The sequence below is a fragment of the Halocola ammonii genome, from assembly GCF_049334165.1.
Classification (GTDB): domain Bacteria; phylum Bacteroidota; class Bacteroidia; order Flavobacteriales_D; family Sanyastnellaceae; genus JBEGHD01.
On record NZ_JBEGHD010000003.1, the window covers coordinates 99,178 to 113,100 of the forward strand.

At 41.3% G+C, this 13,923-nt stretch carries 12 protein-coding genes and 1 CRISPR repeat array; of the genes, 7 read left to right on the forward strand and 5 right to left on the reverse strand.

Features of this window, described 5'->3' with window-relative positions; all coding sequences use genetic code 11:
* Positions 1–24: 24 nt before the first annotated feature.
* The 4 genes from ABHV44_RS04190 (at position 25) to cas2 (ending at position 6,252) form a co-directional block, all read left to right on the forward strand.
* Entirely contained in the window at positions 25–972 is a 948-nt protein-coding gene (locus ABHV44_RS04190) for a CHAD domain-containing protein (protein ID WP_459073404.1), read from the forward strand.
* 439 nt (positions 973–1,411) lie between these two features.
* Positions 1,412–5,023, forward strand: coding sequence for a type II CRISPR RNA-guided endonuclease Cas9 (gene cas9 / locus ABHV44_RS04195; protein WP_459073405.1), 3,612 nt, complete (start codon positions 1,412–1,414; stop codon positions 5,021–5,023).
* Positions 5,017–5,904 (forward strand): type II CRISPR-associated endonuclease Cas1, encoded by an 888-nt coding sequence (cas1, locus tag ABHV44_RS04200; RefSeq protein ID WP_459073406.1) that lies wholly within the window; start codon positions 5,017–5,019, stop codon positions 5,902–5,904. The genes cas9 and cas1 overlap by 7 nt, the downstream gene beginning before the upstream one ends.
* Positions 5,905–5,946: 42 nt before the next feature.
* Positions 5,947–6,252 carry a CRISPR-associated endonuclease Cas2 gene (gene cas2 / locus ABHV44_RS04205; protein WP_459073407.1) on the forward strand — a complete coding sequence of 102 codons (306 nt, stop codon included), beginning with the start codon at positions 5,947–5,949 and terminating at the stop codon, positions 6,250–6,252.
* Between the two features lie 100 nt (positions 6,253–6,352).
* Positions 6,353–8,428: direct repeats of the CRISPR family, unit length 36 nt; unit sequence ACTGTCAAAGATCAGAGTTTGTAATCAACACACAAC.
* A 104-nt stretch (positions 8,429–8,532) separates the two neighbouring features.
* Here cas2 and ABHV44_RS04210 read toward each other — a convergent pair.
* The 5 genes from ABHV44_RS04210 to ABHV44_RS04230 all read right to left on the reverse strand — a co-directional run bounded on the left by ABHV44_RS04210 (position 8,533) and on the right by ABHV44_RS04230 (position 11,081).
* Entirely contained in the window at positions 8,533–9,444 is a 912-nt protein-coding gene (locus ABHV44_RS04210) for a tryptophan 2,3-dioxygenase family protein (protein ID WP_459073408.1), read from the reverse strand.
* Positions 9,425–9,874, reverse strand: a complete 450-nt coding sequence (locus tag ABHV44_RS04215; RefSeq protein ID WP_459073409.1) for a hypothetical protein — start codon at positions 9,872–9,874, stop codon at positions 9,425–9,427. Before ABHV44_RS04215 ends, ABHV44_RS04210 begins: the two co-directional genes overlap by 20 nt.
* Positions 9,871–10,257, reverse strand: coding sequence for a group III truncated hemoglobin (locus tag ABHV44_RS04220; RefSeq protein ID WP_459073410.1), 387 nt, complete (start codon positions 10,255–10,257; stop codon positions 9,871–9,873). Before ABHV44_RS04220 ends, ABHV44_RS04215 begins: the two co-directional genes overlap by 4 nt.
* A 57-nt stretch (positions 10,258–10,314) precedes the next feature.
* Complete coding sequence (locus tag ABHV44_RS04225) at positions 10,315–10,749, reverse strand: RrF2 family transcriptional regulator (RefSeq protein WP_459073411.1); 435 nt, start codon at positions 10,747–10,749, stop codon at positions 10,315–10,317.
* Positions 10,750–10,889: 140 nt separating this feature from the next.
* Positions 10,890–11,081: a CsbD family protein gene (locus tag ABHV44_RS04230; protein ID WP_459073412.1), complete on the reverse strand. Its 192-nt coding sequence runs from the start codon at positions 11,079–11,081 to the stop codon at positions 10,890–10,892.
* A 270-nt stretch (positions 11,082–11,351) separates the two neighbouring features.
* On the opposite strand from ABHV44_RS04230, the gene ABHV44_RS04235 reads away from it, so the two are divergent.
* The 3 genes from ABHV44_RS04235 (at position 11,352) to ABHV44_RS04245 (ending at position 13,923) form a co-directional block, all read left to right on the forward strand.
* Positions 11,352–12,191: a 1,4-dihydroxy-2-naphthoyl-CoA synthase gene (locus ABHV44_RS04235; protein WP_459073413.1), complete on the forward strand. Its 840-nt coding sequence runs from the start codon at positions 11,352–11,354 to the stop codon at positions 12,189–12,191.
* Positions 12,192–12,365: 174 nt separating this feature from the next.
* Positions 12,366–12,851, forward strand: coding sequence for a MarR family winged helix-turn-helix transcriptional regulator (locus tag ABHV44_RS04240; protein WP_459073414.1), 486 nt, complete (start codon positions 12,366–12,368; stop codon positions 12,849–12,851).
* Position 12,852: 1 nt separating this feature from the next.
* Positions 12,853–13,923 carry an efflux RND transporter periplasmic adaptor subunit gene (locus ABHV44_RS04245; protein WP_459073415.1) on the forward strand — a complete coding sequence of 357 codons (1,071 nt, stop codon included), beginning with the start codon at positions 12,853–12,855 and terminating at the stop codon, positions 13,921–13,923.

Below are 13,923 nucleotides of genomic sequence, written 5' to 3' on the forward strand. Positions count from 1 at the left end.
CTCATAACTCTTTGTTTTCCAGATATGAGCATTCAATTAAAATACACTGAAGATTTCTCCGATGGTCTCAAAAGATTGATGATTGACCAATGTGAAAAAGCATTGAAATTTATCGATGCAGCGAAAAACTATGAAGAGAAACATAAAGCAGTGCATGAATCTCGAAAGGCCTTCAAAAAAGTTCGCGCTTGTCTTCGTCTGGTAAGAGATTCAATCGACTTTTACGATGAAGAGAACAAGTTTTTCCGCGATCTCGGCCGGACCATTTCTGATGTTCGTGACAGCGTGTCCAATCTCGAAACGCTGGAATTGATAAAAGAACAGTACGATGAAAACCTTTATCAGAACTCATTCCTGGAGTTGGAAAAGGATCTAAAAAACTATCGCGATGAACTAGCTGAGAAAACTTTTGAAGTGCAAAAGTGCCTCACCAATATTGAAGAGAAACTGGTGGAGAAACTAGAAGAGATTCCTGGCTGGAGAATAGAAATCGCTGGTTTTGACGATATCAAATCTGGCATTAAGAGAACCTATAAACGCGGCAGAAAAGGCAAGAAAAGAGCCGAAGAAAATGGCGCTGCCGAAGAAATTCACGAATGGCGAAAAAGAGCCAAATACCTGCGATACCAGGTAGATGTGATCAACCGGGTATGGCCACAGGCAATTGAAGCTTACGAAGATGAACTTCACGACATCACCGATTTGCTGGGGCTTCATCACGATTTGGAGGTCTTGAAAAAGACTATCGAAGAGCGCAAAGGTTCATTTTCCGATCCACAGGAAAAAATTCTCTTCTTCTCACTCATTGAGAAACAACAGGACTTTATGAAACGGCATGGTACGCTCAAGGGTCACCGGTGCTACTTTGATTCACCTTCCGACTTTGTTGATAGACTGGAAGTTTGCTGGAAAGCTCACCGCTCTGAGGTAGAGGATTCCCTACTGCCTGGCTCTGAAAGTTTAGAGTATTGAAAAGATAAAAATCAGTCTTAATCCCCACTCTGCTTGAACAATACTCAGGAAGAGCAAGAAAACTAAGCCTGCTGATCGATCATTACCCAGTTTGTGAATCTCCTATGGCATGACTGCTCTCATTCTCTATTTTTTCGCCCCAGTTCTCAATCTCTTTCTCGCTCCACATGGTATAATTATAAAACCTGAAAGAAACAAGCCAATCCTCATGATGGAGATCCTTATACATTTTGCTAAATTGAGCAACTTGAAATAATGCTTTCAACTCACAAATCTCACGGAATAGTTTATTGAAAACTCTCAAATACTCGAAGTTCTTTATAATGAGATTTGACCAAACAAAAAGAGTTCCACCAGAAGCGGAACTCATAGGTTAAAAACCTTCGGCATATAGCCTTATTGTGTGAAGATTACGAAGCAAATATAACAAAATACTACTATGAAAAAACTTGGTTTTGATCTCGGTTCAAATTCAATCGGTTGGGCACTGGTTAATGAGAAAGATGAAAAAATATTGGGAATGGGATCTGTGGTTTTCCCGATGGGAGTAAATCTAGAGAAAGGCACAAAAGAAGTTTCTAAAAATGCTACTAGACGAGAAAAGCGTCAGTCACGAAGACAAAATTTCAGAAGAAAAATGCGAAAGGAAATCCTTGTCAAGGAGTTAATGGCAAACGGAATGTTTCCTGATATTAACGACTTGCACAAAAAGTACTTTCCCGGAAATCAAAACAAAAGTTTCAGACAAAAGTGGCAAGACTTAATTCGACAAGTTGTGCTTTGCGAAGAATTGAGAAGCTTTTTCATGCCTGACCCTTATACATTGCGGCACAAAGCGTTCGAAGGAGCGAAACTATCGCTCTTTGAACTTGGAAGAGTTTTGTACCATTTTGCTCAGAGAAGAGGTTATAGAGAAACTTTGCAAGATCAAGATGAAGGAAAGATCTATGAAGGAAAGCCTGAAGAAGGTAAAATCGGAATAAATCAAACTAAAGAAGGTGTTGAATCTTTCAAGACATTGGGGAATTACCTTTACTTCCAAAACCCTCATGAAGAGCGAAGAAGAAATCGATACACTCTTAGGTCAATGTATCAGGATGAGTTTGACCTTATTTGGAAAGAGCAAAGTCAATTCTACCTTGATATATTGACAACCGACCTTTATGAAAAACTGGGCGGCAGACACAAAAGCAAAACAGATAAAAATGGTATTCTTTTCTATCAACGACCCTTGCGCTCATCGAAACATTTACTTGGGAATTGTTCCTTTGAGACGGACAAATCAGTTTCTCCACTTTCTACACTAGATTTCGAAGAGTATCGTGCCTTTCAAAATGCGAACAACATCAAATTCGAAAACAGACCGCTGAATGATGAGGAGCGGAGTATTGTTACAGAACTACTTCTGAGCTCTGATAAAAAAGTTGATTTCAAAAAAATCACTGGAAAGCTTGGGAAAAAAGCTGAATCGAAGTTATTTAACTTCAAAGAGGAAGACAAATTCCCAGGTTCACCTACTACAGCAAATTTCAGGAAGATCTTTAAAGACAAGTGGAACAAATTCAGTCAGAAAGAGCAGGAAGATATATGGCATGTGAAATACACTGCGGAAGATCCAGAATGGCTAGACAATTATTTGCTGAAGTTTGAATTATCCGATAAGGATAAATCAAAGTTCAAAGCATTCAAGTTAGCCGATGGTTACAGCAACCTAAGCAGAAAGGCCACCAGAAAAATCATAGAGTTTCTCAAGAAAGGATATCAATATGACGAAGCTGTTTTGCTAGCAGGAGCAAAAGCAGCAATGAATAGCAAGTTTGAGAGACTTTCTGAAAAAGAAATCTCATTTTTTGAGGATAATGTGATTAGTGCTGCCAAGAATGGCGAAAAAGGAAAGTCCACTACGAGAATAGAGAACTTCCTCAGAGATGAATACGCAATAGATGAAAAAGGACTAAAGAAGCTATACCATCACAGCGTTCGAGAAACAGGGGATGGATCTTTGAGTTTTCTTCCTGAACCTGAGAATGTCAAAAATCCGATAGTGATGAAAGCTCTTTATGAGCTAAGGAAACTTTATAATGCAATCGTCAAAGAGTATGGAAAACCTGACCAGGTAAACATCGAACTTGCCCGGGATTTGAAAGCTAGTAAAAGCGAAAGGGACAAAATCCGAAAACAACAGCAAGAAAGGGAGACTGAAAATGACGAGATCAAAGCTAAACTAGACGAGTTTGATTTACCTCATACTGTTGAGAACATTACTAAGCTGAAGCTTTTCAAGGAGATTGAAGTGTCTGATGGTGTGGCTGTTAACCCTTTCAACCCAGAAGAGACCTTTAGTCTCTCTCAACTCTTTTCAAATGATGGTTATATTCAGATAGAACACATCATTCCTTACAGTATTTCACTCAATAACAGCTTGGCTAATAAGACCTTGTGTGATGCAGATACAAACCGTTTGAAAGGAAACAAAACACCATTTCAATATTTTGAAAAAACTGGTGGAGACTGGGAGTCATTGAAAAGTCGAATCTTCAAAATCCTCCCCTACCATAAAGCAAAAAGGTTTATTTCTGAAAGAAATCCGGACGCAGATAGTTTTATTGAAAGACAGCTTAACGATACCAGGTATATTTCCAAGGTTTCGGCTCAATATCTACAACAAGCCTGTAAAAAAGTAGACGTCATTCAGGGAGGAGCCACTTCCCTACTCCGTTATTTCTGGGGTCTCGATGGAATTCTTGGCGAAACCTACCCCCTTGAATTACCAGATGGTGAATACCAGGCAGCCATCGATAAAGAAGGTAACGTGACTGAGGCTAGAGCATGGTCGTTTAAGTCCGGGAAAAAAGATGCAGATGCATTAGCTAAAAAGGGAAAACTAGTTAGAGGGAATGTAAAAGATGAAATTCTATATCCTATTAAAGAAAGAGACGATCATCGTCATCATGCTATAGATGCTCTTGTTGCTGCAACTGCGAAAAAAGGGTATTTGCAAAAACTCTCGACTCTTTTAGGAGAAGGATATGAGAGGAAAAACATAAAGTATCGTAAGGAAAACCAACTTGAACGACCGTGGGAAAACTTTTGGATGGATGCAAAGGTCGCAACGGACAGTGTCTTGGTTTATCACGATAAACGAGATCGTGTAGTTTCTAAAGTGAAGAAGAAGCTTTTCCTTCCTAATGGATCTCCTTTCACAATTGATGGAAAGCAAATTTATGGAATGGGAATGTCTGCAAGAGGAGAACTTCATAAGGAAACCGTTTATGGAGAACATCTCGATGAATATGGCAATAAAAAGTACCACGTCCGCAAGCCAATCGATACGATTCAAAATGACAAGCATTTAAAAAAGGTTGTTAGTCAAAGAGTTAGAGAAGCTATCGAAAACAGGATTAAAGAGCTGTACCCAGCAGAAAAACTTGAGAATGGTGACTTGCCGAATGGCTGGAAGCTCACCGACCTATCAACTGAAGACAAAAAAAATGTCTACTTCACGACTAATGAGCAAAACCAGAGAATACCTCAAATCTATTTGAAGAATAAAAATGGGGATCCTATTCCAGTTCGAAAAGTAAGGATGCGTGAAACAATTGGAAACGCTGTGAAGCTCAAGGAAGGTGTAAATCAATTTGTCAACCCTCAAAATAATTATATGACAATAATTTACGAAGACCACGATGGAAAATGGACCGATGAAGTAATTTCCCTTTGGAGTGCAGTTGAAAAGAAAGTTCAAGGGTTGCAAATTGACAAGCTGAATCAGGCTGAAAGGATAATAGCAAAGCTTCAAATTAATGACCTGTTCATTATTGGCTTAACAGATGATCAATTTGAAGAAATGAAATCTGATAGCGCAACACTTTGCGATTACCTGTATCGAGTTCAAAAACTTTCCTTGGGAGATTATAGCTTTAGACATCATGTTGCTACATCACTGACTAATCCCAATGAAGAGTTGAGAATTGCCAGTTTTAAAAAATGGAAGACTCTCAATCCAATTAAAGTACAGCTTTTGCGCTTAGGGAGGATTGAGAAATGCTAAAGAAAAGTCTCTTTTTTGGAAATGCCTATCACCTAAGCGTATCAAATAATCAATTGACTATTAAGTCAAAAGATGATGCTTCGGTAAGAACTGTCCCCTCAGAAGATATTGGGTTGGTAATTTTAGAGCATCCGCAAATCACTTTCTCACAAGCCTTCGTTCAGGAGATGTCTGAACAAAATGTGGCGGTAGTCTTCTGCAATAGAAATTATTTACCTGTTTCGATGCTTTGGAATCTGGATTCGAACACTATTCAAACAGAGCGATTTAGAAACCAAATTAATGCCAGCTCTCCTCGAAAAAAGCAGTTATGGAAGCAAACAGTTAAAGCCAAGATCCGCAATCAGGCTAACGCTTTAAAATTGACACAGAAAAATGCGGAACCACTACTTCATCTCAGCAAAAAAGTACGCTCAGGTGATCCCGACAATATTGAAGGTCAAGCTGCATCGAGGTACTGGACTAGTTTTTTAGGTTCGGATTTTCAAAGAAGAAGAGATGGGGATTCTCCAAATCCAGCTTTGAATTACGGATATATCGTTTTGAGAGCTGCAGTCGCAAGGGCTCTGTCTGGCAGCGGATTATTAGTAAGCCAGGGAATTCATCACAGAAATCGATATAACTCGTTTTGCCTTGCAGATGATATAATGGAGCCTTACCGACCCTACGTGGATTTAATTGTTCTGTCTATGCTCGAAAGTGGTTTAGACTGCGAGAACTTAGGCAAAGAAGAGAAAGCTGAACTAATAAAAGTGTTAACAGTGGATTGCCAAATTGGTAAAAAGAAGCGTCCACTAATGGTTGCCTTAAGTGAGACTAGTTCATCATTAGTAAAATGCTTTGAAAATGAAACAAATAAGATAGTCTTCCCCGTATTGTAGCACATGTCAATAAGGCACTCACGACTTAATGCCTACCGAGTTATGTGGTTATTTGTCTTTTTCGATCTACCCACGGATACTAAGAAGGACCGTAAAGCCTATGCAACTTTCAGGAAACGATTAATGGGTGACGGTTTCACAATGATGCAGTTCAGTGTCTATACTCGCCACTGTGCTAGTCGAGAAAGTGCAATGGTTCACATAAAAAGAGTAAAAAACATTATTCCTGCCAAGGGGACAATTAGTGTCATGATGATCACCGATAAGCAATATGGAGATATTGTGAACTTCATTGGAAAAGATGTAAAACTACTTTCCGCTCCACCTCAACAATTAGAGATGTTCTGAAAAATGAAATGTCCCAACTGAATTTAATCAGTCAGGACTTAATTTCTTTGACAAGATATTGATCTAAACAACAGTATAACAGTCACATTTGGGACTTGATACTGTCAAAGATCAGAGTTTGTAATCAACACACAACAGCGTACGGGTGTCACCCTGCGGAGATATAACTGTCAAAGATCAGAGTTTGTAATCAACACACAACTGAACGCATGAAACTGTCCCTCGAGGCGCTACTGTCAAAGATCAGAGTTTGTAATCAACACACAACAACTAGAAAAAACAGGAATGAACCAAAGTGACTGTCAAAGATCAGAGTTTGTAATCAACACACAACCAGAGTGGACAACTAGCGATTATCCTAGTTACTGTCAAAGATCAGAGTTTGTAATCAACACACAACCATTCACGGTAAGGAATGGTAAAGTTTACGACTGTCAAAGATCAGAGTTTGTAATCAACACACAACTGTTGGCACGCTGTCAGTGGTTGTAACTTGACTGTCAAAGATCAGAGTTTGTAATCAACACACAACAGACGCGGCTTTGGAACACATAGCAAAAGACTGTCAAAGATCAGAGTTTGTAATCAACACACAACTCACTCTCAGTACGAATTTATCGGGAACGAACTGTCAAAGATCAGAGTTTGTAATCAACACACAACGTATTAAACCGCAATTTGATAACACGGTTAACTGTCAAAGATCAGAGTTTGTAATCAACACACAACTAAATATTGATGCTAGCCATCACCTCGTTCACTGTCAAAGATCAGAGTTTGTAATCAACACACAACACCAGAAGATGCGACAGGCGTTACCGTATCACTGTCAAAGATCAGAGTTTGTAATCAACACACAACCGAATGGAGCTGATGAATTAGCTCCACCAACTGTCAAAGATCAGAGTTTGTAATCAACACACAACTCCGTCATCTGTTCTGTTTTGTCTGCCATTACTGTCAAAGATCAGAGTTTGTAATCAACACACAACACCGTGCTAATAGTATCAATCATTCAAGTACTGTCAAAGATCAGAGTTTGTAATCAACACACAACTATACCTGAAGGTAGTACAGAGAGCTGGACACTGTCAAAGATCAGAGTTTGTAATCAACACACAACTTACCGAGTCTACATCGACATCTGTCTGGTACTGTCAAAGATCAGAGTTTGTAATCAACACACAACAATACAAGTGGCTTAACATTCTCATGGAAGACTGTCAAAGATCAGAGTTTGTAATCAACACACAACTGAAACTGAAGGAGCTGAAATTGCGGGGGACTGTCAAAGATCAGAGTTTGTAATCAACACACAACTAGCCATCGTATAGTGACGTACCCTTTAATACTGTCAAAGATCAGAGTTTGTAATCAACACACAACTAGCCTGCTCGTCTGTCATCTGCTCGCTGACTGTCAAAGATCAGAGTTTGTAATCAACACACAACAAAATGGACACGTGAGAAATTGCGCGAAGAACTGTCAAAGATCAGAGTTTGTAATCAACACACAACTCAAATTCGACAACGCCTGTAGAGTTGATACTGTCAAAGATCAGAGTTTGTAATCAACACACAACCAATCGTTTGTGCGTAGTACTCCTTTCCGCAACTGTCAAAGATCAGAGTTTGTAATCAACACACAACAGCAAAGTTACCGGGGTGAATAGCAATGTATACTGTCAAAGATGAGAGTTTGTAATCAACACACAACTGTAGCTACCATGGAGCCTTTCGGAGTGGAACTGTCAAAGATCAGAGTTTGTAATCAACACACAACGTGTCAAGAGTAGTAGCAGCATTGCGCCCAACTGTCAAAGATCAGAGTTTGTAATCAACACACAACTTAATCTCAACCGTCTGGTTGTTGGCGATCACTGTCAAAGATCAGAGTTTGTAATCAACACACAACAATGGACTACATACAGCGTCCGGCAAAGGAACTGTCAAAGATCAGAGTTTGTAATCAACACACAACTTACTCACTGAGCAAGAAAAATCAAATTCAACTGTCAAAGATCAGAGTTTGTAATCAACACACAACTTGTTTTAAGCAATTGCACAAATGCGAGAACTGTCAAAGATCAGAGCTTGTAATCAACACACAACGCAATTTGGGATCACCAAAATTTATGACTACTGTCAAAGATCAGAGTTTGTATTCAACACACCAAGCGCAATACCGCCTAAAAACAAAAACCGAAACTCAAATTTACAAATGAAATAACAGCAGCTTTGTGTCGTGTCCGACAAAAATTTAAATCATTTACAGGTTTAGCTATTTCCTGACTCCATCGCCCCAGTTCTCAATCTCCTCTTCGCTCCAAAGCGATGGGAAAAATTTTCGTTGCTGATATTTTGGATGCAAGTATTTCTTCCACTCCGAACCGCCAGTAGCTGCTTTGTTCTCGCCTTTTTTATCGAGGTAGTGCTGGGCAGTTTCGAGGTGAACCATTGGCCACTCCACGTTGTAGAGGTAATCGAATTCACGAAAAGCTGCTGATAATTTTTCCGAAGGGTCAGTGATTTGAAGTAGCTTTTCTTCGATAGAATTTCCACTAACAGACCTGGCCAGCGATTTCAATTCCTTCTCGTACTTCTCCTCAAACAGTCTGAGAGTCATTGTCTTTTCACCTGTTTTTCGATCGCGACCTGCATCTTTCCAGTAAATATTTTCAAAAATCTGGTCGATGGAAGGATTATTCGGAAGGTGCTTTTGACCCGCTTCATTCACCAGATTTTGAAGTCGTGTACAGTAGATTTCGATAAAACGAAATTGCGCGCTTTGGAAACCACTGGCAGGAGTCAGCGTGTATCGAAACTGGTTGTAGTCATCGTAATCCATGCCGTATTTCATGATGTCAAACGAAGTAATCAGCATGCTCGTGTAACGATTTAGCCTGTCCACCTTGCTGAGCAGAAAGTCTTCATCGGGTTTCTCCTCATCCACAACTTGCTCCATTTCGTGAAGCATCATCTGCAGCATTAGCTCGGTAACCTGATGATACATGATGAAAATCTTTTCGTCTTTGAATTCTGTGCGCGGTCGCTGAAGCGAAATCAGCGTTTCCACCTCTACATAATCCCAGTATGTAACCGGTTTAGCGTGATACAATCCCTTCAGGTAATTCTCGGGATTCTCTCCCAGTTGGGAATACTTTTGCGAGATTTTATCTAGTATTTCTGACATGATGATTTTGTTTTAATAATTGAACTCCAAAAATGACGAGACTCACGACTTTGATCAATTCTACAATCACATAGAAAATGTGTAGACCAGATTCAGGAACGGCCTCATCCTGTAGGATTAACTCTGCTCTGGAGTCGAGCTCAGGCAAGAGCCAAAAGGTTTGAATCAGTAGAATTGTCACAGCCAGGGCTGGAAAGAGGTTTCTTGATTTTAACATCCTCGATTTGGCCAGAAGCACATCGGCAACAATCGCGAGGGCCAAAACCCACTCTACCTTATTCAGTGCTCCAAAAACCAGCCTTCCAATTCCAAGTCCGAGTTTCAGATCAATTCCAGGTGCTTTGAATTTGAGCCACGCATCCATAAAGCTGATGGCACAGACGAAGCCAATCCACAGAAAAACTGAAGCTGTGGCAATTCGTAGCTTCATAAAATTGCATCTTTTGGATTGTCTCTGAAGTAGTCGATTTTGTACATAAACATGGTGGCCATCTTCCCCGCTCGCTCTACCGCCTCATCGGCTTTTGGTCCTTCGAAGTATCGGTAGACCGTTTCTCTGAACAGTTCCATCCATCGGTCAAAATGCTTTTGTTCTACCGGTAGTTTGGCATGAGGCTTAAAAGGACTTCCCGAATAGACGTGATTATTGAGCAAAATTGTTTCCCAAAATCGGTACATCTTGTCCAGGTGCTCCGGCCACCGATCTCTTATCACTCCATTGAATATCGGTCCAAGGAGTTGGTCCTTCTGGATTTTGTCGTAAAACTCATCTACGATTTTTTCAATGTCTCCCCTACTCTCTATCTGTTTCATAAAACGAAAACACTTTATTTTAGGACAAATTTATCCTTTTTACTTGAAAATTTTTTTCTACCTCTTTAAAAAAGTTATACCGTCTTTCAAACCGGTGGCTACTTCGTAGAGTGAAGTTGTGTTGAGCAACTGGCTCAACTCATCGCGAATAGCGACAAACTGAAAGTGAACAGGGCATGGATGGTTTGCATCGCACTCATTCAGACCGAGTGCACAACCACGGTAAATAGAGTCACCATCGATAGCGTCCACAATTCTGGCCAGCTTGATTTTCTTAAGATCTGCTTTGGCGATTTCAAAGCCGCCTGAAGGACCCTTGGTGGATTTTACAATACCACTTTTAGAAACTTGCTGCATGATCTTGGCGGTGAAAGCCACTGGAGAATCTATTTCTTTGGCGATATCGCGCAAACTCACGCGTTCGTCATCCAAAGATTTGGAGGCAATGTAAAGAGTGGCCCTGATGCCGTATTCGCAAGCTTTTGAGAACATTCTACACTCGATATTAGATTTGCAAAAGTAATCAATATCAACGTTTAAAAGAAAGAACAGGATGCAGAAGTCCTGATTTCATAAATAAAAAAATCCCGGCATGAAGCCGGGATTCCTTTGCAATAAAAAAGCGCCAAAAATTAAAGCTTATCGATAAAGTCTTTGATCTGCTGTTTTGACTCTCCTGTTTTCTCTTGAATTTTTCCGATTAATTGGTCTTCCTGACCTTCTGCGTATTGCAGATCATCATCGGAAAGCTGTCCGTATTTCTCTTTGAGCTTTCCCTTTATTTGGTTCCAATTTCCTCTAATTTTGTCTTCTATAGCACTCATAATCTTGATTCTGTTTTTTTGATTCACTAGAATCTATCCCAAATTGATGCCATGCCCCTTGAATTTTCCAGCTTCTGCGCTTATTGGGCTGTTCAGCGCCAGACTCCGTAAAGAGCTAAGTTTGACCCGGGAATATTCTCTACAAAATCCTTGAGACTTATCCTCATCTCGACAAACTGCCTCTGCTTCATTTTTTGCTCTGTGCAAACTGCAAAGTCTGCGTTTCCTTTTATCTTGCGGCTCCTAATTTTCATATTAACCCCCGGAGTTATGAGCATCAAGTGGAAAACAGTAAAAGAATACGAAGACATCACCTATAAAAAAGCTGATGGTGTGGCACGAATAGCATTTAATCGCCCTGAAGTGCGCAATGCTTTTCGTCCAAAAACTGTAGCAGAGTTGTTTGAAGCACTGGTAGATGCTCGCGAGGACACTTCCATCGGAGTCGTTTTGCTCTCGGGCGAAGGACCATCTGAAAAAGACGGTGGCTGGGCTTTTTGCAGCGGGGGCGACCAAAACGCTCGTGGCCATCAAGGCTACGTGGACGATGACGGAATGCCACGACTCAACATCCTGGAAGTGCAGCGACTGATTCGCTTCATGTCCAAGGTGGTAATTGCTGTAGTGCCCGGCTGGGCAGTTGGCGGTGGGCATAGTCTGCACACCGTTTGCGATCTCACACTGGCGAGTGAAGAACACGCCATATTCAAACAAACCGATGCCGATGTGACCAGCTTTGACGGTGGCTATGGATCGGCCTACCTCGCCAAAATGGTCGGGCAAAAGCGTGCCCGGGAAATTTTCTTCCTCGGCAGAAATTACTCTGCTCAACAAGCTTTCGATATGGGCATGGTCAACGCTGTGATTCCTCACGAGGAACTCGAGAATACTGCCTTTGAATGGGCGCAGGAAATTTTGGCCAAGTCGCCAACCTCTATAAAAATGCTGAAGTTTGCCATGAACGCCACGGATGATGGCATGGTAGGTCAACAGGTTTTTGCCGGTGAAGCTACTCGCCTCGCCTACATGACCGATGAAGCGAAAGAAGGGCGAAACGCGTTTCTTGAAAAGCGCAAACCAGATTTCAAAAACATCAAACGCATTCCTTAGAAATTTCTAAAATCTCAGTTACCTGAATTCTTGATCTCAACAACTGTCTTTTGAGGTAGGGCTGTAAACAAACCCTGAGTTAACAATTTTTTTCTCCAGTTGGCGGAACAAATCAGTTTCGACACGAGTTAGAAGCAGTTATTAATAGTTAACATTGCAAATTAATTTTTGTACATGGATTCGATAGTAACCGAAACACGTGAATTGCCACTGGGTAAGCTTTTTGGTCAACTGACTAAAGAGTACGTAGGTACGTTTTCAAAGCGCCTCGAACACTTGCCTATCAAACGGCACTTTTATCCACTGATGCTTATTTCGCAAGGCAATGGTCGCCTCAGCCAAACCTGTCTAGCCGGAGAGTTGCATCTCGATAAAGTTTCTGTTTTGCGACTGGTAGACTACCTCTCCGAACACGACTGTGTTGAGCGAAGACAAAATCCGGAAGACCGCAGAGAACAGTTTTTACACTGCACTGAACTCGGTGAGTCTTACATTCCAGACATAAAAAAAGCCTTGATAGAAACCAATGAGCTTTGCCTCGAAGGCCTGGATTCTGAAGAGGTAAAATTGCTCGAAAAGTTGCTGTCAAGAGTAACCTGCAACCTCCATCATCAACCTCAAGACACCTACAGCATTGAATTTATTAAAAAGGAAAAGTAGCATGCACCACACTATACGAATTTTCATTTTTGCTTTTGCCACGGCTCTTTTAGCCTCTTGCTCTGATTCGGGAAATGGTGGAATCAACGCAAACACCAAATCGGACACACTTAAAGTGGACTACGTGGTTGTGAAACCCGAACCTCTCATCAACAATATTGAAGTGACAGGTAGTTTGCTCCCTGGAGAATCAGCCCAGCTAACGACACAAACTGCGGGGAAAGTAGAGTCAATTTTATTTGAAGAGGGCGAAGAGGTTCGCAAAGGTCAAGTGCTCTTGAGGCTGGACGATCGCGAGTGGAATGCCCAACTTCAAAGACTTAGAGCAGAACTCGAAACGGCTGAAAAAGACCTGAATCGAAAATCTCAACTTGCCGAAGTGCAAGGGATCAGCGAAGCAGAACTTGAAGCAGCTCAACTGAAGGTGCAAACACTAGAAGCCAACATAGAAGAAACTGAAGTTCGCTTGAGCTACTCTACTATCGTTGCCCCTTTTTCAGGAAGAATTGGATTGAGAAACGTCAGTCCGGGATCCTACATCTCAGCAGGTACTGCGGTGGCCATGCTGGTTCAGGACGACCCAATAAAGCTACAGTTTGAAGTTCCGGAGCGCTACGCCTCCATGGTGACTCCGGGACAGGGATTGCGGTTTAGTGCCAACAACCGACCTGAACCGTTTAAAGCCAGCGTTTACGCTGCCGAGCCGATGGTCAATACGGGATCGAGATCGCTGCGAGTGAGGGCTAAAGCTGACAATAAAAAGCGAGAGCTCATTCCGGGATCCTATGCCGATATCACTTTCACGCTCGACAGTTTGGATGAGGCCATCATGGTGCCAACGGAAGCAATCATCCCCGAGTTAAACAACCAATTGGTCTACACCTTTAAAAATGGAAAAGCAGAGAAAGTGCAAGTAAGAACGGGTGTTCGTCATCCAAAGCGAATTCAGGTAACTGAAGGCCTTCAACAAGGCGATTCGGTGGTGGTCACAGGACTACTCCAGATCAAACCTGGAATGGCCATAGCTGGCGATAAGCAATTAGAAGTTGAATCTTTTGACAAGAAAGAATAG